Annotated in this window: 25 protein-coding genes; 3 read left to right on the forward strand and 22 right to left on the reverse strand. The window is 62.9% G+C overall.

Annotated elements, in window-relative coordinates:
• Positions 1-15 precede the first annotated feature (15 nt).
• The 8 genes from J5N58_RS00125 to hemN all read right to left on the reverse strand — a co-directional run bounded on the left by J5N58_RS00125 (position 16) and on the right by hemN (position 7,970).
• Positions 16-744 (reverse strand): PAS domain-containing protein, encoded by a 729-nt coding sequence (locus J5N58_RS00125; protein WP_244709061.1) that lies wholly within the window; start codon positions 742-744, stop codon positions 16-18.
• A gap of 262 nt (positions 745-1,006) precedes the next feature.
• The gene (locus J5N58_RS00130; RefSeq protein ID WP_113439670.1) at positions 1,007-1,936 is read right to left on the reverse strand and encodes a lipid A biosynthesis lauroyl acyltransferase; all 930 of its coding nucleotides are present in this window, start codon (positions 1,934-1,936) and stop codon (positions 1,007-1,009) included.
• A 3-nt stretch (positions 1,937-1,939) separates the two neighbouring features.
• Complete coding sequence (locus J5N58_RS00135) at positions 1,940-2,968, reverse strand: zinc-binding dehydrogenase (RefSeq protein ID WP_112831918.1); 1,029 nt, start codon at positions 2,966-2,968, stop codon at positions 1,940-1,942.
• 60 nt (positions 2,969-3,028) lie between these two features.
• Positions 3,029-4,318 (reverse strand): beta-ketoacyl-ACP synthase, encoded by a 1,290-nt coding sequence (locus J5N58_RS00140; RefSeq protein ID WP_244709063.1) that lies wholly within the window; start codon positions 4,316-4,318, stop codon positions 3,029-3,031.
• 12 nt (positions 4,319-4,330) lie between these two features.
• Positions 4,331-5,536 (reverse strand): beta-ketoacyl-ACP synthase, encoded by a 1,206-nt coding sequence (locus J5N58_RS00145; RefSeq protein ID WP_112831944.1) that lies wholly within the window; start codon positions 5,534-5,536, stop codon positions 4,331-4,333.
• Between the two features lie 94 nt (positions 5,537-5,630).
• Positions 5,631-6,104, reverse strand: coding sequence for a 3-hydroxyacyl-ACP dehydratase FabZ family protein (locus J5N58_RS00150; RefSeq protein ID WP_112831920.1), 474 nt, complete (start codon positions 6,102-6,104; stop codon positions 5,631-5,633).
• Positions 6,105-6,231: 127 nt separating this feature from the next.
• Positions 6,232-6,510 carry an acyl carrier protein gene (locus J5N58_RS00155; protein WP_112831921.1) on the reverse strand — a complete coding sequence of 93 codons (279 nt, stop codon included), beginning with the start codon at positions 6,508-6,510 and terminating at the stop codon, positions 6,232-6,234.
• Positions 6,511-6,620: 110 nt separating this feature from the next.
• Positions 6,621-7,970: an oxygen-independent coproporphyrinogen III oxidase gene (gene hemN, locus J5N58_RS00160; RefSeq protein WP_112831922.1), complete on the reverse strand. Its 1,350-nt coding sequence runs from the start codon at positions 7,968-7,970 to the stop codon at positions 6,621-6,623.
• A gap of 198 nt (positions 7,971-8,168) precedes the next feature.
• Between hemN and J5N58_RS00165 the strand changes: the two genes are divergently transcribed.
• Entirely contained in the window at positions 8,169-8,894 is a 726-nt protein-coding gene (locus J5N58_RS00165; RefSeq protein WP_112831923.1) for a Crp/Fnr family transcriptional regulator, read from the forward strand.
• Between the two features lie 54 nt (positions 8,895-8,948).
• Here the strand turns inward: J5N58_RS00165 and J5N58_RS00170 are convergent, their stop codons facing one another.
• The 5 genes from J5N58_RS00170 to cobA all read right to left on the reverse strand — a co-directional run bounded on the left by J5N58_RS00170 (position 8,949) and on the right by cobA (position 13,629).
• Positions 8,949-9,380 carry a L,D-transpeptidase gene (locus tag J5N58_RS00170; RefSeq protein ID WP_244709065.1) on the reverse strand — a complete coding sequence of 144 codons (432 nt, stop codon included), beginning with the start codon at positions 9,378-9,380 and terminating at the stop codon, positions 8,949-8,951.
• 127 nt (positions 9,381-9,507) lie between these two features.
• Positions 9,508-10,491 carry an adenosylcobinamide-phosphate synthase CbiB gene (cbiB, locus tag J5N58_RS00175; protein WP_244709068.1) on the reverse strand — a complete coding sequence of 328 codons (984 nt, stop codon included), beginning with the start codon at positions 10,489-10,491 and terminating at the stop codon, positions 9,508-9,510.
• Positions 10,488-11,489: a threonine-phosphate decarboxylase CobD gene (gene cobD, locus J5N58_RS00180; RefSeq protein WP_112831925.1), complete on the reverse strand. Its 1,002-nt coding sequence runs from the start codon at positions 11,487-11,489 to the stop codon at positions 10,488-10,490. The genes cbiB and cobD overlap by 4 nt, the downstream gene beginning before the upstream one ends.
• Positions 11,486-12,790 carry a cobyrinic acid a,c-diamide synthase CobB gene (locus J5N58_RS00185; protein WP_112831926.1) on the reverse strand — a complete coding sequence of 435 codons (1,305 nt, stop codon included), beginning with the start codon at positions 12,788-12,790 and terminating at the stop codon, positions 11,486-11,488. Before J5N58_RS00185 ends, cobD begins: the two co-directional genes overlap by 4 nt.
• Complete coding sequence (gene cobA / locus J5N58_RS00190; protein ID WP_244709070.1) at positions 12,787-13,629, reverse strand: uroporphyrinogen-III C-methyltransferase; 843 nt, start codon at positions 13,627-13,629, stop codon at positions 12,787-12,789. Before cobA ends, J5N58_RS00185 begins: the two co-directional genes overlap by 4 nt.
• A gap of 92 nt (positions 13,630-13,721) precedes the next feature.
• Between cobA and J5N58_RS00195 the strand changes: the two genes are divergently transcribed.
• Positions 13,722-14,852 carry a cobalt-precorrin-5B (C(1))-methyltransferase gene (locus J5N58_RS00195; RefSeq protein ID WP_113425069.1) on the forward strand — a complete coding sequence of 377 codons (1,131 nt, stop codon included), beginning with the start codon at positions 13,722-13,724 and terminating at the stop codon, positions 14,850-14,852.
• A 1-nt stretch (position 14,853) separates the two neighbouring features.
• Positions 14,854-15,525 carry a cobalt-precorrin-6A reductase gene (locus J5N58_RS00200; protein ID WP_113424828.1) on the forward strand — a complete coding sequence of 224 codons (672 nt, stop codon included), beginning with the start codon at positions 14,854-14,856 and terminating at the stop codon, positions 15,523-15,525.
• 102 nt (positions 15,526-15,627) lie between these two features.
• Here the strand turns inward: J5N58_RS00200 and J5N58_RS00205 are convergent, their stop codons facing one another.
• The 9 genes from J5N58_RS00205 to J5N58_RS00245 all read right to left on the reverse strand — a co-directional run bounded on the left by J5N58_RS00205 (position 15,628) and on the right by J5N58_RS00245 (position 24,379).
• Positions 15,628-16,590, reverse strand: coding sequence for a nucleoside hydrolase (locus J5N58_RS00205; RefSeq protein WP_112831929.1), 963 nt, complete (start codon positions 16,588-16,590; stop codon positions 15,628-15,630).
• Positions 16,591-16,733: 143 nt separating this feature from the next.
• Positions 16,734-17,189 carry a GFA family protein gene (locus J5N58_RS00210; protein ID WP_244709072.1) on the reverse strand — a complete coding sequence of 152 codons (456 nt, stop codon included), beginning with the start codon at positions 17,187-17,189 and terminating at the stop codon, positions 16,734-16,736.
• Positions 17,190-17,203: 14 nt separating this feature from the next.
• Positions 17,204-17,674, reverse strand: a complete 471-nt coding sequence (locus tag J5N58_RS00215) for a hypothetical protein (protein WP_244709075.1) — start codon at positions 17,672-17,674, stop codon at positions 17,204-17,206.
• Positions 17,675-17,723: 49 nt separating this feature from the next.
• The gene (gene cobM, locus J5N58_RS00220) at positions 17,724-18,506 is read right to left on the reverse strand and encodes a precorrin-4 C(11)-methyltransferase (protein ID WP_113443360.1); all 783 of its coding nucleotides are present in this window, start codon (positions 18,504-18,506) and stop codon (positions 17,724-17,726) included.
• A gap of 60 nt (positions 18,507-18,566) precedes the next feature.
• Positions 18,567-20,393 carry a precorrin-3B C(17)-methyltransferase gene (cobJ, locus tag J5N58_RS00225; RefSeq protein WP_244709077.1) on the reverse strand — a complete coding sequence of 609 codons (1,827 nt, stop codon included), beginning with the start codon at positions 20,391-20,393 and terminating at the stop codon, positions 18,567-18,569.
• A 4-nt stretch (positions 20,394-20,397) separates the two neighbouring features.
• Complete coding sequence (gene cobI, locus J5N58_RS00230; protein WP_244709079.1) at positions 20,398-21,126, reverse strand: precorrin-2 C(20)-methyltransferase; 729 nt, start codon at positions 21,124-21,126, stop codon at positions 20,398-20,400.
• Entirely contained in the window at positions 21,123-22,352 is a 1,230-nt protein-coding gene (gene cbiE, locus J5N58_RS00235) for a precorrin-6y C5,15-methyltransferase (decarboxylating) subunit CbiE (RefSeq protein ID WP_244709081.1), read from the reverse strand. Before cbiE ends, cobI begins: the two co-directional genes overlap by 4 nt.
• A complete protein-coding gene (locus J5N58_RS00240; RefSeq protein WP_244709642.1) occupies positions 22,345-22,989 on the reverse strand; it encodes a precorrin-8X methylmutase in 645 nt (214 codons plus the stop codon). The genes cbiE and J5N58_RS00240 overlap by 8 nt, the downstream gene beginning before the upstream one ends.
• Before the next feature lie 28 nt (positions 22,990-23,017).
• Positions 23,018-24,379, reverse strand: coding sequence for a sirohydrochlorin chelatase (locus tag J5N58_RS00245; protein ID WP_244709083.1), 1,362 nt, complete (start codon positions 24,377-24,379; stop codon positions 23,018-23,020).
• Positions 24,380-24,448: the final 69 nt, after the last annotated feature.

Consider the following 24,448-nt stretch of genomic DNA (forward strand, 5'->3'; position numbering starts at 1 on the left):
GGTCTTCGGACGTTCTCAGGCGGCGATTTCCCCGGCCGCTCCCACGCCGTCGGTCAGCATCATCACCGCCCCCACCACCTCGTCGCGCGGCGTTCGCAGCGGCGTCAGCCGGTAGCGCAGCAGGCCGCGCCTGCCCTCGTCCCGGCGAAGATAGGTATGATCGACCTGCTCGCCCGCGAAGCACCGGTCGAGATTTCGCTCGATGGCGCCGGCTCCGTCCGCATCGTCGAGAAAATCGAAGATCCTGCGGCCGACAAGCTCGAGCGGCGTGCGCCCCAAAAAGTTCGCATGGGCGGGATTGGCATAGAGATAGCGGTAATCGAGCGTCACCACCGCGACGCGATCCGGCAGATTGTTCAGGATGGACTCGTTGAGAAGATCGTCCCCGTCCGCCTCCAGCGGTCTCGGTGCAACCGCCGGGACATCGCCGCCCGCCATCGCCTCGGAACCGAAATACCTGTCGAGCAGGACAGAAAGGGTCGCGGCATGCCTGAGCACACAGGACCGGTCGTCCGCATCTTCGCGGATCAGGTTGCCGACAAAGCGCAACTGAAGCTGGATCTCCCTCATGTCCGCCGCCCGGTAGTTCACGACGGCGGAAATCAACGGGTCGAGTTCCCGGTCGAGCAGGCGCACAAGATGATCGTCGCCGACACGGATTGCCTGCTGAAGCTGTACGCTCTTCATGGAAACCGCCTCGAACAGCGGCAGCAGATCATCCTGACGGGAGTCGTTTGCAGTCAACTTGCACCACTCCTTAACTGCACCGCCGGGCCGGCAGCGACGCTCATGAAATACAACCAAAGGTCTCATTTTCTTTCGAGCGAGTTAACATGAATGTATCTCACATTCAACTACTTAACTTTCAGGTATTGCCCTCTGTCCGCCGGCGACCAAGCAAGAAGAACCCGGATTGAAAACGCGTTTGCAACGTTACAGTCGCGCATTCGCGACAAATGCGATTGCGTTGCGAAGGCGGATGCGGGCGGCAAGCTGCTGATTTAGGCTAAAGATTCTTCTTGATATTCCAGCGGTCGTGATACCAGAGCCATTGCTCCGGATATTCCCGCACCCAGGATTCGACCTTGTCGTTGAGATACTGGGCGGTGGCCTGCACGTCGATACGGCCGTCCTTGTCACGCGGAAGCTCCACCTTCGGCTCGATTTCCAGCCGGTAGCGGTTGTTCGGCAGGCGGATGCAGCGGGCCGGATAGACCTCGCAACCGAATTGCCGCACAAGTTTGGCGAGCAATGGATTGGTTCGGACGTCACGGCCGAAGAAGGTCGTCGGCTGCCCCTTCTTGAATTTCTGGTCGACCAGGATGCCAACGCCGGCACCCGCTTCGAGCTGGCGGGCGAGCTGGAACGAAGAGCCGGCATGAGAGGGAACGAGATTGCCCATGCGAGCGCGCCGGAAGTCGAAGACCATGTCGGCGATATAGGGATTGTTCGGCGGGCGGAACAGCACCGTCACATAGAGGCCGAAAGCGGCGCCGGCCACCGGCAGCATCTCGAAATTGCCGGTATGGCCGGTGAAGACGATAAACGGACGCGGATTTTCCAGGAGGTCGATGAAAATCGGAACGCCTGAAACCTCCACACGGCCCTCGCCCTGGCGTTCGGGATCGAAATCGAAAAGCTCATCGAGAAAGACATATTCCGCAAGCTGCCGGCCCATATGCCCCCAGGCGTCGGCCGCGATCCTGTCGATCTCGGCCGCGCTCTTTTCCGGAAAGGCATTGCGGAGATTGGTGAGCATCAGCTTGTGACGCGACGTCTTCGGCCCGATGAAACGGACCACCCGGTCGGCGGCATTGATCGCCGCATCGGCGGGCAGGAGTTTCAGCACCTGCAGTAAGACAAGCACCAGCTTCGCCACCAGCCATTGCGGAAAGCGGCGAAACGCCAGAACGATCTTGGTGATGAGCGGCCTCAAAGGTCAGTCCATCTTGAGGACGATCTTGCCGAATACCTGCCGTCCCTCCATGCGGACGAGCGCACGGTCGATGTCCTCGAGGCCGACTTCCGTGTCGATGACCGGATGCACGATGCCGCGCGCCATCTTCTGCATGGCGTTCGCCATGTTCTCCATGCGGCAGCCGAAGGAGCCGAGCAGCTTCAACTGCTGCTGGAACAGCATCATCAGGTTCATGTCGGTCGAAACGCCGGAAGTCGAGCCGCAGGTGACGAGACGCCCGCCGCGCTTGAGGCAGAGCATGGAGCCCGCCCAGGTATCCTTGCCGACATGTTCGAACACGACGTCGACGCCCTTCTTCTTGGTCAGCTTGCGCACGGCGCCTTCGAAGCGGTCGGTGCGGTAGTTGATGACGTGATCGGCGCCAAGCGCCTTGGCCCGCTCGATCTTGTCGTCCGAGCCGACGGTGGTGATGACGGTGCAGCCGATCTTCTTGGCGAGCTGGATGGCGGCCGTGCCGATGCCCGAGCCTCCGGCATGCACTAGAATGGTCTCGCCGGGTTCAAGCTTGGCGTTGTCGAACAGCATGTGCTCGACGGTGCCGAAGGTGACCGGGGCAAGGGCTGCGGCAACCGCATCGATGCCCGGAGGCGCCGGCACGAGCTGGCGAGCCGGAATGTTCATCTTCTCCTGCGCGAAGCCGTCGAGGTGGAACCCATGCACGCCGCCGACATGTTCGCAAAGGTTGTCGCGACCTTCGCGGCAGGGCTTGCAGAGACCGCAGACGCGCGCGCCATAGACGGACACGAGCTGACCCGGCAGAACGTTGGAAACGCCCGGGCCGATCGCCTCGACCACGCCGGCTGCCTCCGCGCCGATGGTCAGCGGCATCTTGCGTTTGGCAAAGGCCATGCCGCGCCAGCCCCAGACGTCGATATGGTTGAGCGCGACGGCCTTGACGCGCAACGTCACCTCGCCCGGGCCCGGCGCTTCCGGTTCCGGCAGATCCACGATTTCAAGCTTGCGGTCTTCGACGAGCTGGAGTGCGCGCATAAGGTCTATCCTCGCGCCCTGAGGGCGTTCTTATCTGGTAACGGGACGATGATCCGTCGCTTAAGCCGGTTCACGCGTCATGACAAGGCTGGCGTTCTGCCCGCCGAAGCCGAAGGAGTTCGACAGCACGACCGAAACATCGGCCGACCGCTTCACGTTCGGCACCACGTCGAGAACGATCGCCGGATCGGGATTGACGTAGTTGATGGTCGGCGGAAGCGTTCCCGTCAGCATGGTCTGGATCGAGAACACGGCCTCGACCGCGCCTGCGGCCGTCAGCGTGTGACCGATCATCGACTTGTTGGACGAAACCGGAATCCGGTCCTTCAGCCGCTCGCCGAAGACGGAGAGCATCGCGCCGTATTCCATCTTGTCGTTTTCCGGCGTCGACGTGCCGTGGGCATTGATATAACCCACCGCCTCTTCCGAAAGACCCGCATCCTCGAGAGCCGCCCGGATCGTGGCAATCGCCGGTCCGCCGTCCGGCGAGGAGCGCGTGCGGTGGAAATGGTCGGCCTTCTCGCCGCAACCCTTCATAATGCCGAGGACCTTTGCGCCACGAGCGACAGCTGCTTCAAGAGATTCCAGCACCAGCGTCGCTGCACCTTCGGCGATAACGAAACCGTCGCGGTCCTTGCTGAACGGCTTCGATGCCTTTTCCGGCGGATCGTTCTGTGTGGAGAGAGCCGAGAGCAACGCGAAGCGGATCAGGGCTTCCGCGCCGACCGAACCATCGGTCGCAACCGTCAGCGCCCGTTCTGTCCGGCCCTGGCGGATAGCCTCGACGCCAAGCTGGATTGCCGTAGCTCCCGAAGCACAGGCGGTCGAAAGCGTCACCGGCAACCCGCGCGTACCGAAGCGGTCGGCAAGCCGTTCGGAAATGGAACCGAACTGCACGGCTTCGAGGAAGACCGGATCGGCCTTGGCGCGCATGGCCGCCAGAAGGCGATGATAGGCGTGGCCCTGATTGTCTTCAGGCGGCGTGCGTTCCGCGAGATTGAAACGGTCGTCCCACTCCGGCTCGACCGGCGGGGCGGCAAGGAAGAGAGGACCGTCGAAATCACCGGAAAGACCAGCCTGGGCCAGCGCCTCGATGGTCGTTTCGCGCGCCATGGCATAGGAGCGCTCGACGGCGTTGACGGCCGGAAGCTCGATGAAATCCACGGTGCCGCTGATGCGGGTATTCAGGCCCTCGGTCGGGAAACGCGAGATCTTGTGGATGCCGGAGACGCCGCCGGTCAGTTTTTCCCAGTTGTCGGCGAGCCCCTGCCCGAGCGAGGTGATGACGCCCATGCCTGTTACGGCGATGATCGGGCGGCCGAGATGGTCCTTGAAACGCGATTCCGTCATGATCCTATCTCCTCACGCTTCGGCCGAAAGATGCGCCATGCCTTCGCCGCGCACATATCCGACCGTCGTCACCACGGCATCCGTCGCCGGTTTTGCCATGACGCCCTCATTCTTCTCATCGAACGACGGCACAACCGCTTTTGTATCGAGCGCAAGGGCGGCAAGAGCGAGGCCGAGCGGAAACTGCGCTTCAAGCGCGTGACCGGTCACACCGCCGAAACCGCGCAGCGCGGCTCCCGGAAAGGCTTCTTGCAGAACCGTCTTTTCCCGGGCGGAAAGATCGACCATGCCGCTCGCGCCCGAAAGGACGAGCGTACCCTCTCCGGCGCCTGCGGCGACGGACGACGCCATGCGCTTCATGCGCTTTTCGAGCCCGCCATCCTCGCGCCGGCCGCGGTCGCCCTCGATGGCGTCGATCGAGGCATAGATATGGGCGCCGCGCGCTTCCGCATGAGCACGCGACTCGAGCATCAGGAATGCGCCGACCGTGCCGAGCACCATGCCGCCACCGTGACCTGGCTGGCGCTGCCAGAGCGGCCGCCACTCACCGGTGGCATGCGCCTGGATGCCTTCGACCAGCAGGAAAATGTCGTCGCGGTCGGCAATGAATGCACCGCCGACGAGCGTATGGGTCGACTGACCGGCCTGGATGCGGGCAAACGCCGTCTCGACGGCGGAAATGCCGGCGGCTTCCTCGCCCATGAAGGTGCGCGAGGAACCGGTGACCTTGTGAACGATAGAGATGTTCCCGGCCATCAGGTTGGAAAGCTGCGCGAGGAAAAGCGTCGGGCGCAGCTCGGTGGTGAGCTTTTCGTTGACCAGCTGGGCGCGATCGTTGCGCTTAAGCCCTTCGTCGACGATCAGCGTATCGACGTTGATATCGCGCTCGCCGCCACCGGCCGCAACGATCATGTCCATGGTCGAGCACGCCTCGGCGTTGTCCTTCAGGCCGGCATCGTCGAGCGCGAGACCCGCCGCATAGACGCCGAGCCGCTGCCAGTTCTCCATCTGGCGCTGATCGCCCCGCTTGGCAATCTGCTGCGACCAGTCGATCTCGGGCATGGGGTGAACCGGATACGGCTTGAACTTCTCCGTCTCGACGACGGGAGCCGGGGCGCCGGCTGCCGAAAGCAGCGCGATATGAGGCTCCTTGCCGGTTCCATGGCACGTGACGATGCCGATCCCGGTAATCACCACGTCATTCGGTTTCTTGACCATCTTCAATCCTCTCGCCGGATCGGGTCCGGCGCAGCGGGCGGCGGCATACAGCCGGCCCGCATCCATCAAAAACGACCGGCCACCCGGAAATGCACTATCGGGCGGCGGCAATGGCCTCCATGAGGCCGATTTCGGTGGCACGCTTGCGCACGATGTCGGCAAGCGGCACTTCGCTGAACGGCATGGTCCTGAGCTTGAGCTGCGCGTCGCAGACCTTCTTGCCCTCGGACGAAATCTTCGCCTTGGTCACCGCAAAGCCGGAGCCGTCGTGTTCCAACTGCGCCTCGATGTCAAGCACCGCGCCCGGTTCGACGAAGGTGCGCATCTTTGCGCCGTCGACCGACATCAGGAAGGGCATGGCGGAAAAGTCCTTGACCGCGAGAAGCAGCATGCCCGACGCCTGCGCCATGGTTTCGATCAGGAGAACGCCGGGAACGAGCGGCATGCCGGGAAAGTGCCCTTCGAAAACGGGGCTTGACTGCGGCACGACCGACCTTGCCTTAAGCACGGAAAGGCCGAGGTCCACCGCCTCGACCTTGTCGATCATCTGGAAATATTCAAGCAGCATCGGAAACCTCCGCCCTAGAGCGTCGCACGCCCAAAAGGACGCGCAAACAACGCTCTAATATCTTGATTTTGCGCATCGAACTCTCCGAAAATCGAATCCGATTTTCGGACCGATGCGCCAAGGCGGATCAGCCCTTGGCTGCCCTCAGTTCGTCGATCTTGGCACAGAGGTTCTTCAGCACGAAATACTCTTCGGTGGAAACCTTGCCTTCGTTGACTTCCTGCGTCCACTGCTCAAGCGGGATCTTGATGCCGAATTCCTTGTCGATCGCGAATACGATGTCGAGGAAATCGAGGCTGTCGATGCCGAGGTCGTCGATCGTATGGCTTTCCGGCGTAATCGTTTCGCGGTCGATTTCGCTCGTCTCAGCGATGATGTCGGCAACTTTGTCGAATGTAGCGCTCACGCCATTTACCTCATATGTCGAAAATCTGTGTTCCACATAGGGAAAACCATTCTAAAAGCCAATGGCAAGTTTCACCAATCGCGAAATTTGCACGCAAGGTGTTGCTCAACTCAAACAGCGATGGAGTGGCGGCCCTTGCCGTTGGCGAGATAGCTGTCGAACACCGCCGCAACGCTGCGGGCAAAGGGCTTCCCCGCCTCTGTGAGTCGGAAATCGTCGCCGGCGATCTCGCAGATACCGTCGCTGTTGCCTGCGCAGAACGCCCGCGCCTCGGCGATCACCGCTTCGCCGGTCCGGGGAAAGAGCGCCCTGACGGTATCGAACGAGAAACCGAAGCGGCACATGATCTGCTCGATCACGTGGGCGCGCAGCCGGTCGTCCTCGCTGAGTTCGATCCCGCGCACCACGGCGAGCCCGTCCGCATCGGCCAGCCGCTCGTATTCTCCCGTCGCCGGCATGTTCTGCACATAGCCCTGCGGGAGCTGTCCGATCGAGGATGCGCCAAGCCCGATCAGGGCCTCCGCCGCGTCGTCGGTATAGCCCTGAAAGTTGCGGCGGAGCTTTCCGGCGCGCGCTGCGACCGCGAGCCTGTCGTCGGGCCGGGCGAAGTGGTCGATGCCGATCGGCTCGTAACCGGCCTCGATCAGCATGTCCGCCGCCCTCGTCATCTGCCGGAAACGCTCCTCGACATCCGGTAGCGCATCTTCGGGAATCATCGTCTGGTGCTTCTTCATCCACGGCACATGCGCATAGCCGAACAGCGCGATCCGGTCCGGGGAAAGCGAAATGATGTCGCCCACCGTCGTTTCGAGCGTCCCGATCGTCTGATAGGGCAGTCCGTAGAGAATATCGCAATTGACGGAATGAACGCCCCTCGCCCTGACGGCATCGACCACCGATTTCGTCTGCTCGAAGGTCTGGATACGGTTGATGGTCTTTTGCACCTTGGGATTGAAATCCTGCACGCCGAGGCTGGCGCGCGTCATGCCGATGGCGGCGAGCGCATCGTAGCGGGGCTCGTCGAGGTCGTTCGGGTCCATCTCGACGCTGATTTCGACATTGTCACCGAAGGCAAAGGCATCGCGCAGAGCCTTCATGAGGTCGACCATATCCTTGGGCGCGACCATGGTCGGCGAGCCCCCGCCGAAATGGACCGCCGAAACCTTGGCTTCGCGGCTGACGAGGCCGCCGACCCTGGCGATCTCGCGCTTCAGCGACGCAAGATAGGTCGCGATCGGCTCGTATTTCAGGGTGTGCTTGGTGTGACAGGCACAGAACCAGCACAACCGGTCGCAATAGGGAATATGGAGATATAGCGACAGATCCTGCCCTGACCCGAGTTCGCCAAGCCACTGCGCATATTTGCCGCAGTCGATACTTTCGTTGAAGTGGGGCGCCGTGGGATAGCTCGTATAGCGGGGAACAGCGCCGGAATACTTGGCCAGAAGGGAAGTTTGCATGAATTTATCCGCATTTTGGACAGGATCGGGACCCCTCCCTGATACGCTCGGTCGCAGCCCCTGCCTTTGACTTCGATCAATTTGCTGGTAGATTAACGGCAAGAGTTCAACTAGAACTCGCTGGCCTTCGGGCAGGCTGCTGCGTGGTGAACCTGCGCCGGCGGCCGGGGTTTTAGCGCCGCAGGGGATCTGCTGGAAATGGACGTACTTAAAAGAACGACAGGCGAATGCGAGGCCCCCATGGTCTGCCGAGCCTGCGAAGCACGTCACGGAGGGGTCTGTGCCGCCTTGAGCAGCGCGCAGCTTTCCGAACTCAACAAACACTCAACCCGGCGCAAAATTGAGGCGGGCGAGGAAGTTATCGGCCAGGGCGAGCGCGTATCGAGCTACAGCAACATCCTGAACGGCGTGGTCAAGCTGTCGAAGATGATGGCAGACGGCCGTCAGCAGATCGTCGGCCTGCAATTCGCCCCCGATTTCCTCGGTCGTCCCTTCCTCGGCGAAAGCACCATTACCGCGGAAGCTGCGACCGATACGGAAATCTGCACCTTCCCGCGCCCCTTGATCGACCGCATGGTCGGCGAAGCGCCGGATCTCGAACGCAAGCTGCACGTGCAGTCGCTGAAGGAGCTGGACGAGGCGCGCGACTGGATGCTGACGCTCGGCCGCAAGACCGCCCAGGAGAAGGTCGCGAGCTTCCTGTATCTGATCGCCACCCACATCGATCCCGAAAGCGGCAACGCATCGACCTTCGACCTGCCGCTGTCGCGCGCCGACATCGCCGACTTCCTGGGCCTTACCATCGAGACGGTCAGCCGCCAGATGACCAAGCTGCGCAAGGACGGCATCATCGTCATCGAGAACAATCGTCATGTGGTCGTTCCCGATCTCAATCGCCTGCGCTATGCAGCCGGCAACGACTGATCGCAGCCGGCCTTCGACCATCAAACGATTCAAGTAATGGCGCGCTGCCCGGCCTTACCGGGTAATGACGATGCGCGTATTGCTGAGGCCATTCGCCGTCGCCATCGAGAAGAAGCGCGCCGCATTGTCCGGATGCAGGCGTATGCAGCCGTGGGACGCCGGCGAGCCGAGCCGCTTCAGGTCGTAGGTGGCGTGAACCGCATACCCGCCCTTGAAGAAGATCGCGAACGGCATCGGCGCATTGTCGTATTTCCGCGAATGATGATTCTTCGATGCCCATTTGGCGCTATAGCTGCCGACCGGCGTGACATAGCCCTTGCGCGCCGTGGAGACCTTCCAGCGATATTTCACGAAACCGTTCTGCGAAACGATCATTGTTTGCGTCGAAATATTGATTTTCGCCGTGAGCATGCCGGCTTCCGCCAGAACCGGAGCGCATTGCAGGGAAAGAAAGGCCGAAGCCGCGATAAGCATTTTACGCATCATGTCCCCCGTCGGTTTCCTGTTTCCCAGGATTTTTACAGGGAGAGACACTAATGGAAGGCTTGTTATATCCGGTTAAGCTGAAGAGCTAAGAGAAGATTAAGCGGAACGGGTCTTACAGCACTTCGATCTACAGTGTGGCGATAAGGGCCAGCAGCGCGGTAAGGCCGATAAGGACGTGGCAGGCGGCGTAGAAAACCTTCACGCCATCCTCAATGTCCGCCGCCTTCGCCACCGCACGGCCCGCGCCGTTTATCATCGGTTCGCTGACCCGCTCACCGCCATAGATGCGCGGCCCGGTCAACTGGATATCGAGCGCGCCGGCCATGGCTGCTTCAGGCCAGCCGGAATTCGGCGAGCGGTGCAGCCCGGCATCCCTGAGCGCAACGGAGAGCGAGCGCCTGGCGGCAGTGACCCCTCTGACGAAAAGCGTCGCAAACGCAATGGCAAAGGCTGACAGCCGCGCCGCCGGCCAGTTGGCGAGATCGTCGAGCCGGGCCGAAGCCCAGCCGAAGTCGCGGTATTTCTCGTTCTTATGGCCGATCATCGAATCGGCGGTGTTCAGCATCTTGTAGGCGAGGATTCCCGGCAGACCGAGGACGGCATACCAGAAGGCCGGCGCCACGACGCCATCGGCAAAATTCTCGGCAAGGCTTTCGATGGCCGCGCGGCAGATCGCCGGCGCGTCGAGTGTCGCGGGATCGCGTCCGACGATCAGCGAGACGGCCCGTCGCCCGCCTTCGAGACCATCGACCCTCAAGCCCAGGGCGACAGCGCCAACGTGATCGGCAAGGCTCTTTTGCGCCAAGAGCACGGCGACCACCAAAACTTCGAGAACGAGGCCCAGCCGACCGAAGGCCGAAAAAAGCCCTTCCAGAATCCCGCCGGCGAAAAGCGACAGGCAAAGCAAAGCCACAATCGTGATGATGCCGTTTCGCCGCCGGATCGGATCAGGTGTCCCGGAACGGTTGAAGTTCCGATCGCAAAAGGCAATCGCCTTGCCGAACACCACGACGGGATGTGGCACGCGCGCCCAGAGCCGTGGTGGGTCACCGACGACACGGTCAATGAGAAGGGCAAGCGCAAGCGCGGCAAGCATGGAAGCGTGCATCATCGCCTCCACGCCTTCAATGCCTGCGCCAGACGCCTGTCGGCATCCTCATCGGGCGCAAGTCCAATCCGCAGCCATGTCGGAGCATAATCAAAGGCGCGGGTCAGGATGTGCGCTTGGCAAAGATGTTCGTGAAGTGCCGCCGCCTTCTCTTCCTCCACGAGCGCAAAGAGATCGGTGCCTCCGCTGACGCGCAGACCCGCATCGGCAAGCACGGCGCCGAGCGCCGCCCGCCGCATGACAATCCGCTCCCGGATGCCGTCCGTCTCACCGGAAAGCAGTGAGGCGGCCACTGAAAGCGCCGGCCCGGAAACGGCCCATGGCCCAAGCCGGCTCTCCATCCCCTCGAGGATTTCAGGCGCGGCAACCACGAAACCGAGACGAATGCCGGCCATGCCGAAAAACTTGCCGAACGAGCGGAAGACGATGAGGTTCGGGTGGTCCATCACCTTGCCGGCGACGCTGACCTCCGGCAGGCAGTCGCCGAACGCCTCATCGACCACCAGCAGTCCGCCGACGTTAGACAGGCGCTCCGCGACCGCCAGCAGTTCCTCAGACTGAAAGATCCTGCCCGTCGGATTGTTCGGATTGACCGCCATGACAAGACCATGCCGACCGTCCACGTCATCGAGACCGGCGATCCGCTCGACCGGCCGCCCTTCTGCCTCGAAAACACGACCGTATTCGCCATAGGTGGGCGACAGGATGGCGACCGACCTTTCGCTGGCAACGAGGCGCGGCAGCATCTGAATTGCCGACTGCGTACCCGGCACAGGCAAAGGCAGGACGTCCCCCGTCCGGTAGAACGATTGGGCTGCCCGCCGCGCATCGCGCTCAAGGTGGCGATCCGGCAGACGATGCCAGGCGCGAAGCGCCACTTCCGGCAAGGCGGGCGGGCATGGGTTAAGGCCGGTGGAAAGATCCAGCCAGTCTTCCGTCCGGCCACCGAAACGCGCCGCAGCAGCCGTGATGCCGCCGCCATGAATGACAGATCCGCTCATGCCACGGCGCTCGCAAGATCGATCAGATGCATATAGGAGCCGGCGACATTTCCGCGCTGCAGCCCAACCTGCCCCAGATCGGCGCCCAGCGCATCCTCGACGGCAAACAGGCGATCGGCCTCCCCCTCGGACACGATGGAAGCGTAGTGAAATTCATGCGCCGACATCGGAGCCGTAAAGAAATCCGTCAGCGGGACCAGCGACCGGTAACCCAGATGGCGCTTGCGCTCGGCATAACTCGTGACGACAGGAAGGAGGCCAAGCATCTCGTGGCTTGCACCATTGCCATCAACCAGGGCCTCACCGAGTGTCATGTAGCCGCCGCATTCGCCATAGATCTTCACCCCGCGAGCCGCAGCGGCCCGCATGCCGGTCCGGAAGGCGGACGCCGAGGAAAGCGTGCCCGCATGCAGTTCGGGATAACCGCCCGGCAGATAGATCGCATCGGCCTCGACCGGCGGGGCTTCGTCGGCAAGCGGTGAGAAGAACGAAATCTCCGCGCCGCGCCGGCGCCAGCCGAGCAGCATGTGCTCGTAGCAGAAGGCAAAGGCGACATCGCGCGCGACGGCGATCTTCTGGCCAAGCGGCGGAAGGCGATCGATATTGGCCTCCGAGGGGCGGGCGGGAATGTGGCGCGCGCTGCGCATGATCGCATCGAGATCGCACCCTGCCTCGACGGTCGTGGCCGCCCTGTCGATGAAATCTTCCAGTTCGCCATGTTCGCCGGCCTGCACAAGGCCGAGGTGCCGCTCGGGCAGATGGAGCGAGGCATCGGAGCGGACGACGCCCATCACAGGCATGCGGATACCGCCAAGCGCCTCGCGCAGCATCGTCTCATGCCGGTCGCTGCCGACCCGGTTGAGGATCACCCCGACGACGCGGGTATCGATGCGGAAATTGGCGAATCCGCTCACCAGCGCCGCAATCGAATGGGATGCCTTGGCGCAATCGACCACGAGGACGATCGACAGCCCGAGGATCGACGCCAGATCCGCCGCCGAACCGCGACCGTCGGCCGCTCCGTCGAACAGGCCCATCATGGCCTCGATCACCAGATCCTTGCCCCCGAAACGGTGGATGGCGGCATTGGCGAGCAGCAATTCGCTACGCATGCCCCAAGGGTCGAAATTGAGACAGACCTCGCCGCTTGCCGCGGCATGAAACGCCGGATCGATGTAGTCGGGGCCCGCCTTGCCTGGGGCGATCGCATAGCCGTTCCGCTTCAGCGCCCGGAGCAGCCCGAGCGTCACGGTCGTCTTGCCCGCGCCGGAAGACGGCGCTGCGATCAGAAGCCCGCTCATGCGCTGTCCTTCCGGTGGCGGTCGGCAAACGGATCGGTAAGCAACGCGCGCCCGGACAAAGCGCCGAGCCAGTCGAGCGAAGGCCGAAGGCGCACCACCTCACCGACCACGACAATGGCTGGCGGCTCGAGACCGGAGGCGGCGACATCCTCGACCGCACGCCCGAGCGTCGTCTCCAGCACTTTCTGCGAGGGCGTGGCCGCATCGCAGACAAAGGCGACCGGCTCATCGGGTGAGCGCCCGGCGGCCATCAGGTTAGCGCTGATCGCGGCGATGTGTTTCATCGCCATGTACATGACGATGACGGGCGAGCCTCGGCCGATCGCCTCCCAGTCGATCCGGTCCGGGACGACGCCGGAGGAATCATGCCCGGTCAGGAAGGTGACGGCATGATTGATTTCGCGATGAGTGACGGGAATCCCGGCATAGGCAAGGCCGCCGATGCCTGCCGTAATGCCGGGCACGATGCGGAACGGCACGCCATGCTCGATCAGCGTCAACGCCTCCTCGCCGCCACGACCGAAGACGAAGGGGTCGCCGCCCTTGAGACGAAGAACCTTGCGGCCCTCTCTGGCAAGCTCCACCAACCGCAGCGAAATGTCGCGCTGTTTTGCGGAAGGCTTGCCGCCGCGCTTGCCTGCATATTCGAGTTCAGCGCCGGAACGGGCGAGCTTCAGGCAATCCTCGTTGACCAGCGCGTCATGAACGATCACATCCGCTTCTCTGAGAGCCTTTGCCGCAAGCAGCGTCAGCAGACCGGGATCGCCCGGTCCCGCGCCCGCCAGCCAGACATGGCCGGGCATCATCGAAGGCAGGTCGGAAAAGGGATCGAAACTCATGGCCTTGCTCTATGCTTCGCATGACGAAATTGCAATCGGAGAAGCCGTTCGCAAAGCTTTCGGTCGAGCTCGCGAGCGCCTATAACGAACCCATGACCGAACCCGCAGACCCCGCACCGAATGCTCCCCCGGAAGGTCGTGCCGAGCGCCCCGAAGGTTCCTTGCGCACCGGCTGGACGACGGGAGCCTGCGCCACTGCCGCGACCAAGGCGGCTCTGACGGCGCTGATAACCGGCGAATTCCCCGATCCCGTCACGATCCGCCTGCCGCGCGGCGAGGAGCCGGCCTTCGCGCTCGCCTTTGAAACCCTTGGCGAGGGTTACGCAATGGCCGGCATCGTCAAGGATGCCGGAGACGATCCGGATGTCACTCATGGTGCAACGGTAATCGCCTCCGTGCGCCCCTTGCCGCCCGGAAGCGGTATCCGCTTTGCTGCCGGCGACGGGGTTGGCACGGTAACCCGTCCCGGCCTGCCGATCGCGGTCGGGGAGGCCGCGATCAATCCGGTTCCGCGTTCGATGATGTCGGCAGAGGTCGCGGCGCTCTGTTCACAATACGGGCTTCCGGGTGACGTCGAGATCACCGTTTCCATCCCAGGCGGAGACGAGATCGCCCGCCAGACCTGGAACCCCCGCCTCGGCATTGTCGGCGGCCTCTCCATTCTCGGCACCACCGGCGTCGTCCATCCATTCTCCTGCGCCGCCTGGATTCATTCGATCCACCGCGGGATCGACGTCGCCCGCGCCGAAGGCATCACTCATGTTCTCGGTGCCACCGGCTCCACATCGGAAAAGACCGCCCAGCAGCTGCACGGACTGCCGGATGGTGCCCTGCTCGACATGGGGGATTTCGCCGGCGGTCTCCTGAAATATCTGCGCGCCCATCCCGTTCCGCGCCTCACCATCGCCGGCGGTTTCGCCAAGATGGCGAAGCTTGCCCAAGGCGCGCTCGATCTCCATTCTTCACGCAGTCAGATCGATAATAACTTTTTTCTTTCAATGTCTTGCATTGAAAACATCAACCAGACTCTAAGAAACCGGATTCAAGCCGCCAATACAGCTCTGGAAGTGTTTGAGATAACGAAAGAAAATGGGATCGATCTGGCGAACCCCATCGCCGACGCCGCACGCCGGACCGCCATGGCAACGCTGCGTGGGGCACCGGTCGAGGTCGATATCGTCGTTACCGATCGACAAGGCGGTATCATTGGCCGGGCGCCCTGACATGGTCGAGAGAGTCCTGATCCTGGGAGGTACGGCGGAAGCCGCCGATCTCGCGGCCAAGCTGGTTGCGGAGGGAAAGGTGGATGTCCTGACGTCACTCGCCGGTCGCACGGCAAACCCCGCCCCGATTGCCGGCACTGTCCGCATCGGGGGCTTCGGCGGGGCTGAGGGGCTTGCAAGTTTTCTCGCGCAAAACCGCATCGACCGGGTGATCGACGCCACCCATCCCTTCGCAACCCGCATTTCGGAAAACGCCCGCATCGCCTGCCGAGCCGTCGGCATCCCCCTGGAACGCCTCGACCGGCCATCCTGGACACGCAGCGAGAATGACGACTGGATCGAAGTGGAGACGCTGGAGCAGGCGGCCGCTGCCCTGCCGTCCACCGCCCGCGCCTTCCTCGCGCTCGGCCGTCAGCACCTCGCCGCTTTCAAAGGGCGCGACGACTGCCACTTCGTCATCCGCATGGTCGATCCTCCGCCGGAGCCGATGGCCTTCCGGAGTTTCGATCTGATCCTCGGCAAACCCTCGAGCGACCCGCAGGCCGAGGCGGATCTTCTCAGCCGGCACGGCATCACCCACCTCGTCTGCCGCAACTCCGGTGGGAACGCCGGTTATGGCAAGATCCTGGCGGCGCGGCAGCTCGGCCTTCCGGTCATCATACTGAAACGCTGATCCTGCCTCGCAACATCCGCCGCCGCGCGAACGCGGCGACAAGACGTCATCGATCCGCACGGCAGAGGACCGGGAGCAAGGGCAGAGGGCCGGAGAGCCTTCTCAGTCTTCCTTCACGCTGACGATCGCGTCATGGATGACCTTCAGAACCGCTCCGGAATCGATATCGACGCAGACCTTCTGGCTCGGCAGGTGGTCCCAGTCGCTTGGACCGAAACCGCGCGTATCCGGCTTCTGGATCGTCGCACCGTCGGCAATGCCGCCACAGACGACGCGCACGGAACCCGATCGGGTCGTGAAGAGCTCCGGTGCCACCACATAGACGCAGGCGCAGCTGTCATGCACCACCATGCCATCGGGCACGCGGCTCTCGTAGAACTTGATGTAGAACTGAGAGAGATCGAACAGCAGCCGAGCGCGGCTGGAGCCTGCCGCATCGCGGATGTCGGCAAGCTGCCGGCGGGTCATCACCGTCTTCGTCGTCACGTCGAGGCCGACAATGACCACCGGCCAGCTTGCGGTGAACACCATGTCGGCGGCTTCCGGATCGCCATGGATATTGGCCTCGGCAGCGGGCGTCACATTGCCGTTGATATCGAAGGCCCCGCCCATGACGACGACTTCCTTGACCAGAGAAACGATCTCGGGATCTTCCTTCAAGGCGTTGGCAAGATTGGTCATCCGGCCGACGGCCACCAGCGTCACCTCGCCCGGATTGGCCCTGACGGTCTCTACGATGAAGCGATGGGCCGGCCGCGGATCGAGGGGTAGGTCGATCACGTCGGGAACGCCGATATTGCCGAGGCCGTCATCGCCATGGATCAGTTTCGGCGGCTCGTGGCTGACGCGATGCGGGATGAAAGTCTCACCCGCGCCGCGCGCCACGGGTGCATCGATCTTCCACTCGCGCTTGAGGAACAACGCGTTGCGCGTGGTCGTCTCGATGGTCGCGTTGCCGAAAACCGTCGTTACGCCGAGAAGATCGATCTCGGGATGATGATGAAGGAAGAGCAGCGCCATGGCGTCGTCGACGCCCGGATCCGTATCGAAAATGACCTTGTGCATGAAATCCGCCGAATTGCGTTTTGGAAGGAATGCGAAGCCGCTGTCTTAAAGCATAACCCGACCGGAGTGAAACGAGGATCGACAAGGTTATGTTCAAAAAGAAAAGCTCGGAGCGCCGATTTGGCAAAGGCGCGCCAACCGGATCAGACGCCCGATTGCGCGAATTCGGCCATCAGGCCGGGAAAGTCCTCCATCGGCGGAAACTTCGGATAGCTGTGCCGCGCCGGCGTCTCCGCCCATGGCAGTTTTTCGCTGGTGTAGCTTTCGATGAACGGGCGGAAATCGCTGCTGTCGTCGAGAAGCGTCGAACGTATGTTGACGAAGGGACCCATGCCATCGAATCGGGTAAACATCCAGCTCATGCAGTGGGGGCAGAAGAAGTGACGCAAATCCCCGTGTAGGCCGCCGATCACAGGTTCGAGGCCGGAAACCTCGAACGCTTCCAGCGGATAGAGCGAACTCAGTGAAAACGCGCTCGACGTCATCTTCTGGCACCCCGTGCAGTGGCAGGCCATCGTCATCATCGGCCTGCCCTTCACTTTGAGCATCACCTGCCCGCAACGGCAACTGCCCTCCGTAATACCGTCCTTTTCCGACATGGCATTCCTCCCTTTCAACAATGACGATTGGCCAGTTCTCGTACCCGGTCGGCAGCCCGGGTATGATCCCGGCGCCTGATGAAATCGACGGCGCGCGGTCGGGGATCGTGGAGATACTGGTCAGGCCCCAGCATCTTGCGCGCGTTCAACTGTTCGGTGTCGAGCGCGTCGAAATCGACATCTTCGATAACGCTGCTCCAGCCGGGGCTGTGCGCAGACCAGCCCTTGCGGTGATGCGCCAGAAGGCGGTCGCGCAACGAATAGCCGTGAAAATCGAAAGCGATGAGGCCGTCTGTCACATACATGTGCCCGCCGGCGAAGCCTTCCACAGGAATGATGCGCTCGGCATGAAAGCCCTGAAGCGGCGGATTCTGAAGATAAACGCCCGCAAGGATATGGCATGCGCCATAGCCGAAAAAGATGCGGTCAGGCAGTGCCCACCGCCTCACCGGGTCCTTCTTGATTCCGCGCTTGAGGATGTACATACGGGAAGGCTACAGCTTTGACCGCCGCGGTCAACGGCGACCAGACCGGTTATTCTGCAGCCTTCTTTTTCTTCTTGCCGACATTCCTCAGCACGTGGCTGAAATCGGAATTGTAAAGGTCGCTGTCGCGGAATTCGACATGGCCGAACACCCTGCCGATCATGATGAGGGCCGTGCGCGTGATTTTCGCCTTGCGCACCTCCTCCGCCATGTCCTTCAGCGTCGTGCGGATGAAAAGCTCGTCCGGCCAGGTCGAGCGATAAGCCACCACAACGGGGCAATCCTCACCGTAATAGGGCGCAAGCGTATCGCGGACATGGGCGAGATTGCGGATGGAGAGGTGAATGGCAAGCGTTGCCCGCGACTTGCCGAGGATCTCCAGCGTCTCGAATTCCGGCATTGAGGATGCCTTCATTTCGGTCCGCGTGATGATGATCGTCTGAGCGATCTCGGGCAGCGTCAGCTCCGTCTTGAGCCGTGCGGCGGTCGCGGCAAAGGCAGGAACGCCCGGCACGACGTCATAGGGAATGCCAAGCGCATCGAGCCTGCGCATCTGTTCGGCGATGGCCCCGTAGATCGACGGATCGCCGGAATGCACCCGCGCCACATCCTCGCCACGCGCATGCGCGGCTTCGATCTCGGCGATGATCTCGTCCAGATGCATCGGCGCCGTGTCCTTGACGATCGCTCCCTCCGGAGCGGCCCTGACGGTTTCCTCCGGTACCAGCGAACCGGCATAAAGGCAGACCGGGCACCGCTCGATGAGCCTTAGCCCCCGCACGGTGATGAGATCAGGTGCGCCGGGACCGGCGCCGATGAAATAGACGGTCATGCTGTCATCCTTGTCAGTATTCGAGGTCTGTGCCGCGGCAGACGAATGAAGATTCGGACCTCACTCGGCCGCGCCCTTCATCCCCGTATCCGATTTTCCGGAATAGCCGCGCGGCGTGTAGACCCAGGTCTTGCCGTCGCCCGTGGTCACCGTGCGGCTCTCCGACGAGCCCACCACCACGACGGTCAGCATGTCGACGTCATCGACATTGAGTTCGCCGAGCGGAACCGTGCGGACATGTTCGCCGGGCCGGCCGAGATTGGTGGCAAGGATCACCGGCGTGTCGGCCGGGCGGTATTCCAGCAGTCTGTCGCGCGCCCAGGCGAGCTGCGTGCGGCGCTTCATCGACACCGGATTGTAGAAGGCGATGACGAAATCGCCCTCACCGGCAGCCTTCACGCGCCGCTGGATATGCTCCCAGGGCGTCAGCAGGTCAGAGAGCGAGATGGTGCAGAAATCGTGGCCGAGAGGCGCGCCGATGCGGGCCGCCGCCGCCTGCAGCGCGGAAATCCCGGGCGAGACCTGCACGTCGATCCGGCTCGCGGCATCCGTAATCCCGCCCTTGTCGAAAAGTTCGAACACCAGCGTCGCCATGGCATAGATGCCCGCGTCGCCGGAGCAGACCAGCGCCACCGTCTTGCCCTCGCCGGCAAGCTCCATGGCATGCACGACGCGCGCCTCCTCCTTGCCGAGATCGAAATCGTGTCGGGCCTTTCCACAGGCAAGCGGTCCGAGCAGGTCGAGATAAAGCGAATAGCCGACAAGATCTGTCGAGGCGGCGACCATGGCCGAGACCTCAGGCGAGCGCCACTGGTCAGCACCGGGGCCGATGCCGACCACATAGAGCGTGCCACGCGCCCGTCCTACAGCATCGGCTTCCACGATACCGGTGGAACGGGCAATAGCGGCGGTCGCCCCCTTCGATTTGATCTTGGCCAGAATGAGTTCGCTATCTGCACCGGCCGCTGCCAGCGCCGCACCTTCGGCGACACCATGGCACCCGACCTCGGCGAAAACGATATCCGATGGGTTCTTCAGCCTCGGAGCCTCTTCCTCCAGCCTTGCAGCGCTGAAGAACCGCGCCGGTACACCGAAATGCGCAGCAACCGCATGGATCGCGCGTTCGTCGGCCTTGAGATCGATCGAGGCTACCGCTGCGAGGCTCTGGCGGGCGAGGCCGCTTTCCTCAAGCGCCTGTTCGGCGAGCGCGATTGCCTCCTCCGTCGAGGCATTCCGTTCGCAGCCCATGCCGAGCACCAGGGTTTCAGGATGATAGACGAGTTCAAGCGAGCTTGCCGTCTTCGGCTCGTCGGTGACCGTCAACGTCACCTTGCCGTCTTCAGCGAAAGGAATCCGCGAGGAGGAAAGCCACGACGCATTGCCCTGCAGCTTTGCGGAAGCGCCGGCAACCAGCTCCGCCATCACCGCCTTGGCGTTTTCCGGATTGGCAAGCACATAGCCGGCCGGCGGCTCATCGAGGGCAAGACCGAATTTCAGGTCGCCCGCCGTGGTGATCGCCGCGCGGCAGTTGAGGCCGTCAGCGATCCGCCGCGCCAGATCATTGCCGCCATGATGACCGCCGAGCAGCGGCACGACCGAGGCGCCGTCCTGCGAAACAGCGACGACCGGCGGCTCTGCATGCTTGTCGGCAAGCAGCGGCGCGAGGATGCGTACCAGCGCGCCGCAGGCCATGACGGCGACGACCGGCCGACCGGCGGCAAACAGCGCCGCGATGTGGGTCTTCGTGTCGTCGAACGGGACGTCGGCACCGGTGGTTCGGGCTTCGGCCCCATGCAGCTCACCGCCGATGGCGAGCGCGATCTTGCGTCCGATATCATGGCCGGCCTGCGACAGGATGACGACGGCAGGTTTCTGGGCAAGGGTCATTGGATCATTCCGTTGCAGCGGCGGTTCGGGCGTTCCAGCCCTCCCCGCCCTTGTAGATAAGGATCATCGAGAAATAGGGAGCGGTAGCCTCGGCAACATCGGCAAGCGGCATCACGCGTTGCTCGTCAAGGCTGACGCGCTCGACATAGCCTGCACATGACGTCAGCCCCATCGCCTCGATCAGCGCACGGATGCGGGCGAAATGCCGGCCGACCTTGATGATGGCGACCGCACCCGCCGCCTCGATCCGCGCCCGCATGATACCGTCGTCAAGCGGCCCCGGCACGATGCTGAGCACGTCGTTTCGCGCCGCAAGCGGGCGAGCCAGCGCCGCCGCAGCCGCCATCATCGAGGAAACCCCCGGCACGATCTCGGTCTCGTAGCGGCCGGACAGCCGTTCGAACAAATACATGAAGGAGCCGTAGAAAAAGGGATCGCCCTCACATAACACCGCCACGTCGGAACCGGCGTCGAGATGACGCGCCAGCGTTTCCGCCGCCCCGTCGTAAACCTCCTGCGCCGGGAACCGCTCGACCCGCATCGGCACGATGACGGGCACTTCCAGCTGATGCGCGCCGATATAGGGCGCAGCAATCTGCCGGGCAAAACTCGGACCGGTATCCGGCGCGGGATACGCAATGACCGGCGCGCCCGTCAGAATGCGGTGCGCCTTCAGCGTAATGAGTTCCGGATCGCCGGGCCCGAGCCCGAGGCCATAGAGTTTACCGGTCATGCCGCCTCTCCCTTCGTCACCGACCAGATCGTTACCGGCATCAGCGACTTCCATCCGCAATAACGCCCGACGGGAGCTGCGCGCGAGACCTGCAGACGAACGAGTTCGCCGCCATGGATACCGCGAAGCTCGGCAAGCCTCGCCTCGCCTTCGATGGTCACGGCGTTGGCGACAAGCCGCCCACCCGCAGGCAAGGCCTCCCAGCAGGCCTCGAACAGGCCTTCATGGGTAATGCCGCCGCCGATGAAAACGGCATCGGGCGCGTCAAGGCCGGCGAGCCCCTCCGGCGCCCTCGCCTCGACGATATCGAGATCCGGCAGGCCGAGTGCGTCGGCATTCTCGCGGATCATCGCCACCCTTTCAGGTTTTTCCTCGATGGCGATGGCGCGGGCGCCGAGCCCGATCCGCATCCATTCGAGCGCGATCGAACCGCAGCCCGCGCCCACATCCCACAGCAATCCATGCGGAAAGGGTTGCAGGATGGAGAGCGTCACCGCCCGTATCTCCCGCTTGGTCAGTTGCCCGTCATGGCGGAAGGTATCGTCCGGAAGGCCTGCCACAGGCGAGACCAGAGGCGAATCCGAAACGCAGTCGATCGCCAGCGTGTTGAACTCCGCGATCTCAGGCTGCGTCCCCAGAAGATCCGCAGCGGTCATGGCGAAGACTCGCTCTCGGTCACCGCCCATATGCTCCAGAACGGTCAGAACGGAATTGCCAAAGCCGCGCTCCACCATCAGCGCCGCTGCGCCCAGCACCGTTTCCGCCCCGGCGGTGAGCGCCAGGATACGGTGCCGGGGCATCAGGTGCCGGTTGAGGGAGGCAAGCGGACGGCCATGCAGTGAAATCGTCGCCACCGACTGCAGCGGCCAGCCGAGCCGGGCGGCGGCAAGCGAAAAGGCCGAAGGCGACGGCAGCACATAGATTTCGCTCGCGCGCACATAACGCCTAAGCGTCGCGCCGATACCGAAATGCATGGGATCGCCGGTGGCGAGAATGGTGACGGGCGAACCGCGCAGCTTCAAAATCTCGCGCAAGGTCTCGCGAAAACCGCCGCTCCAGTTGAGGATGCGCTTGAGTGCGGGCAAGGCGCCGCCGTCGATCACGGCATCGAGCCGTTCGCCGAGCACAAGTGTTTCCGTCTGCCAGATGATCGATTGCGCCTCCGGCGTCAGGCTTTCAAGGCCGTTGTCTCCGACGCCGATGATGGTCAGCCACGGTTCAGTCATTGGCGCCGAGCCCTCCCGCAAGCGCGTTGACGGCGGCGGACGCCATGGCCGAACCGCCCCGCCGCCCGCGAACCGCAATGAACGGCACGCCGCGGCTGTCTTCAATGAGCGCTTCCTTGCTTTCCGCAGCGCCGACAAAACCGACCGGAAGGCCGAGGATCAGCGCCGGTTTCGGCGCCCCCTGGTCGATCAACTCCAGCAGCCGGAAAAGCGCTGTCGGCGCATTGCCGATGGCGACCACCGCCCCGGCAAGCCTGTCGCCCCAGAGGTCAACCTGCGCGGCTGAACGCGTATTGCCGATCTCAGTCGCCTTCGGCCTCACCCGCTCATCGTTCAACAGGCAGATGACCTCGTTCTCCGCCGGAAGCAATCGCCGGATAATGCCGTGGCGAACCATTTCGACATCGCAGAAAACCGGTGCACCGGCAGCCAGAGCCGCAGCCCCCGCCTCGAACGCACCATCCGAGAACGCGATATCGCCGGCAAGGTCCGTCATGCCGCAGGCATGGATCAGCCGGATCGCCAGCGTCTCCATCCCTCCGGAAAAGCGAGCAAGATCAGCCTCCCGGCGGATCGTCTCGAAGGACTGCCGATAGATCTCCGTGGGATCGCGGATGTAGTCGAATGAGACGCTCAGCGGACACCCCTGTCTGGATTGGAAGCCATCACTTCTTCTTCATAGAATTCGGCCCGAGCGGATGGTCCGCATGCGGGTAAGGCGCGTGGTGATGATGGTGGTGCCCGTGATCGTGCGAATGACCATGGTCATGATCGTGCCGGTGGCCATGATCCGCATGGTCGTGATGGCCATGGTGTTCATGGTGTTGATGGTGTTGATGGTGGTCATGGTCGTGATGATGGTGATGCCCGCAGCCGCAATTCGGGCCATGTTCGTGAACCGCGGGCTTTCCGCTCGATGGCGCATTCATCACCGCCTCCAGCCCCACATCGGGTGCGGCATTCAGGAGGTGGCCGTATCTGCCGCCGAGCGTGGTCGAGGCGCCATAGTCGAAGGCGGGCTCCAGATCGTTCGGCTCCGCATGGCTGTGCACCGGTGTCCAGGGTAGCCCGTGCTCCTTGCAGAATTCCGGATCGCGACAGGACGCATCGCAATCGCCGCCGCACGGACAGTCTTCGAGACCGCCGCCGATGCCCTCGACATGGTGGTGATGGCTTTCCTGCGGCTGGCCGAGATCCGCCTCGAAGCCGAGAACCTGCTCCCGGTACTTGCACATCTGGCAGTTCATCAGGGCGGCGCCCTCGAGGATTTCCCCGACGCGATCCTGAAAGGCGTCCAGCACCAGCGGATGGTCGTTGAGATAGCTCGCCTTGACGAACTGGATCTCCGGATACCGCTCGGCAACAACGTCGGTATAGCTGTAGATGCGCTTCACCAGCACGCCGGTGAACAGGAAATAAGGGAAGACGATGATGCGCTTGTAACCGAGCCGGGCGGCATGTTCGAGGCCCGGTTCGACCAGCGGAAAGGTCACGCCGGAATAGCAGGTTTCGCCCCAGCCGAAGCCCATTCCCTCCCAGAGCATGCGCATGACCTTGGTCGCGTTGGAATTGGCGTCGGGATCGGACGAACCGCGCCCCACCACCATCAGCAGCGTTTCGTGCTTGTCGATGAAGCCAAGCGTTTTGTTCGCCTCGTCGACGGCCTCCTGGATGCGGTCCCCGGCGGCGCGGATCATCTTGAGGTCAATGCCGAGTTCGCGCCCGTAGGTGATGACCATGCCGGGGTTCTGCGCCTGATAGGTGTTGAGCACCGAGGGAATGTCGTTCTTGGCGTGTCCGGCGGCAAACAGCATTCCCGGAACGGCCAGAACCCGCGTCACGCCTTCAGCCCGCAGCTTGTCGAGGCCGGCTGAGATCACCGGATTGCAGAACTCCAGATAGCCGTATTCCACCGGCATGTCGGGATTGCGTTCGCGCAAGGCTTCCGCGATCACTGCAAATTCGCGTGCTGCGTTCTGGTTGCGGCTACCGTGCCCGCAAACCATGATTCCGAGTTTTTCCGTCATGAGACAAGGCCTCCCTGCTTCGTTGTCGTTCATGTACGAAGCGCCGGAACCGCGCGTTGCGGTTCTCTG

It is taken from the genome of Paenirhizobium cremeum, assembly GCF_022884085.1.
Lineage (GTDB): Bacteria > Pseudomonadota > Alphaproteobacteria > Rhizobiales > Rhizobiaceae > Allorhizobium > Allorhizobium cremeum.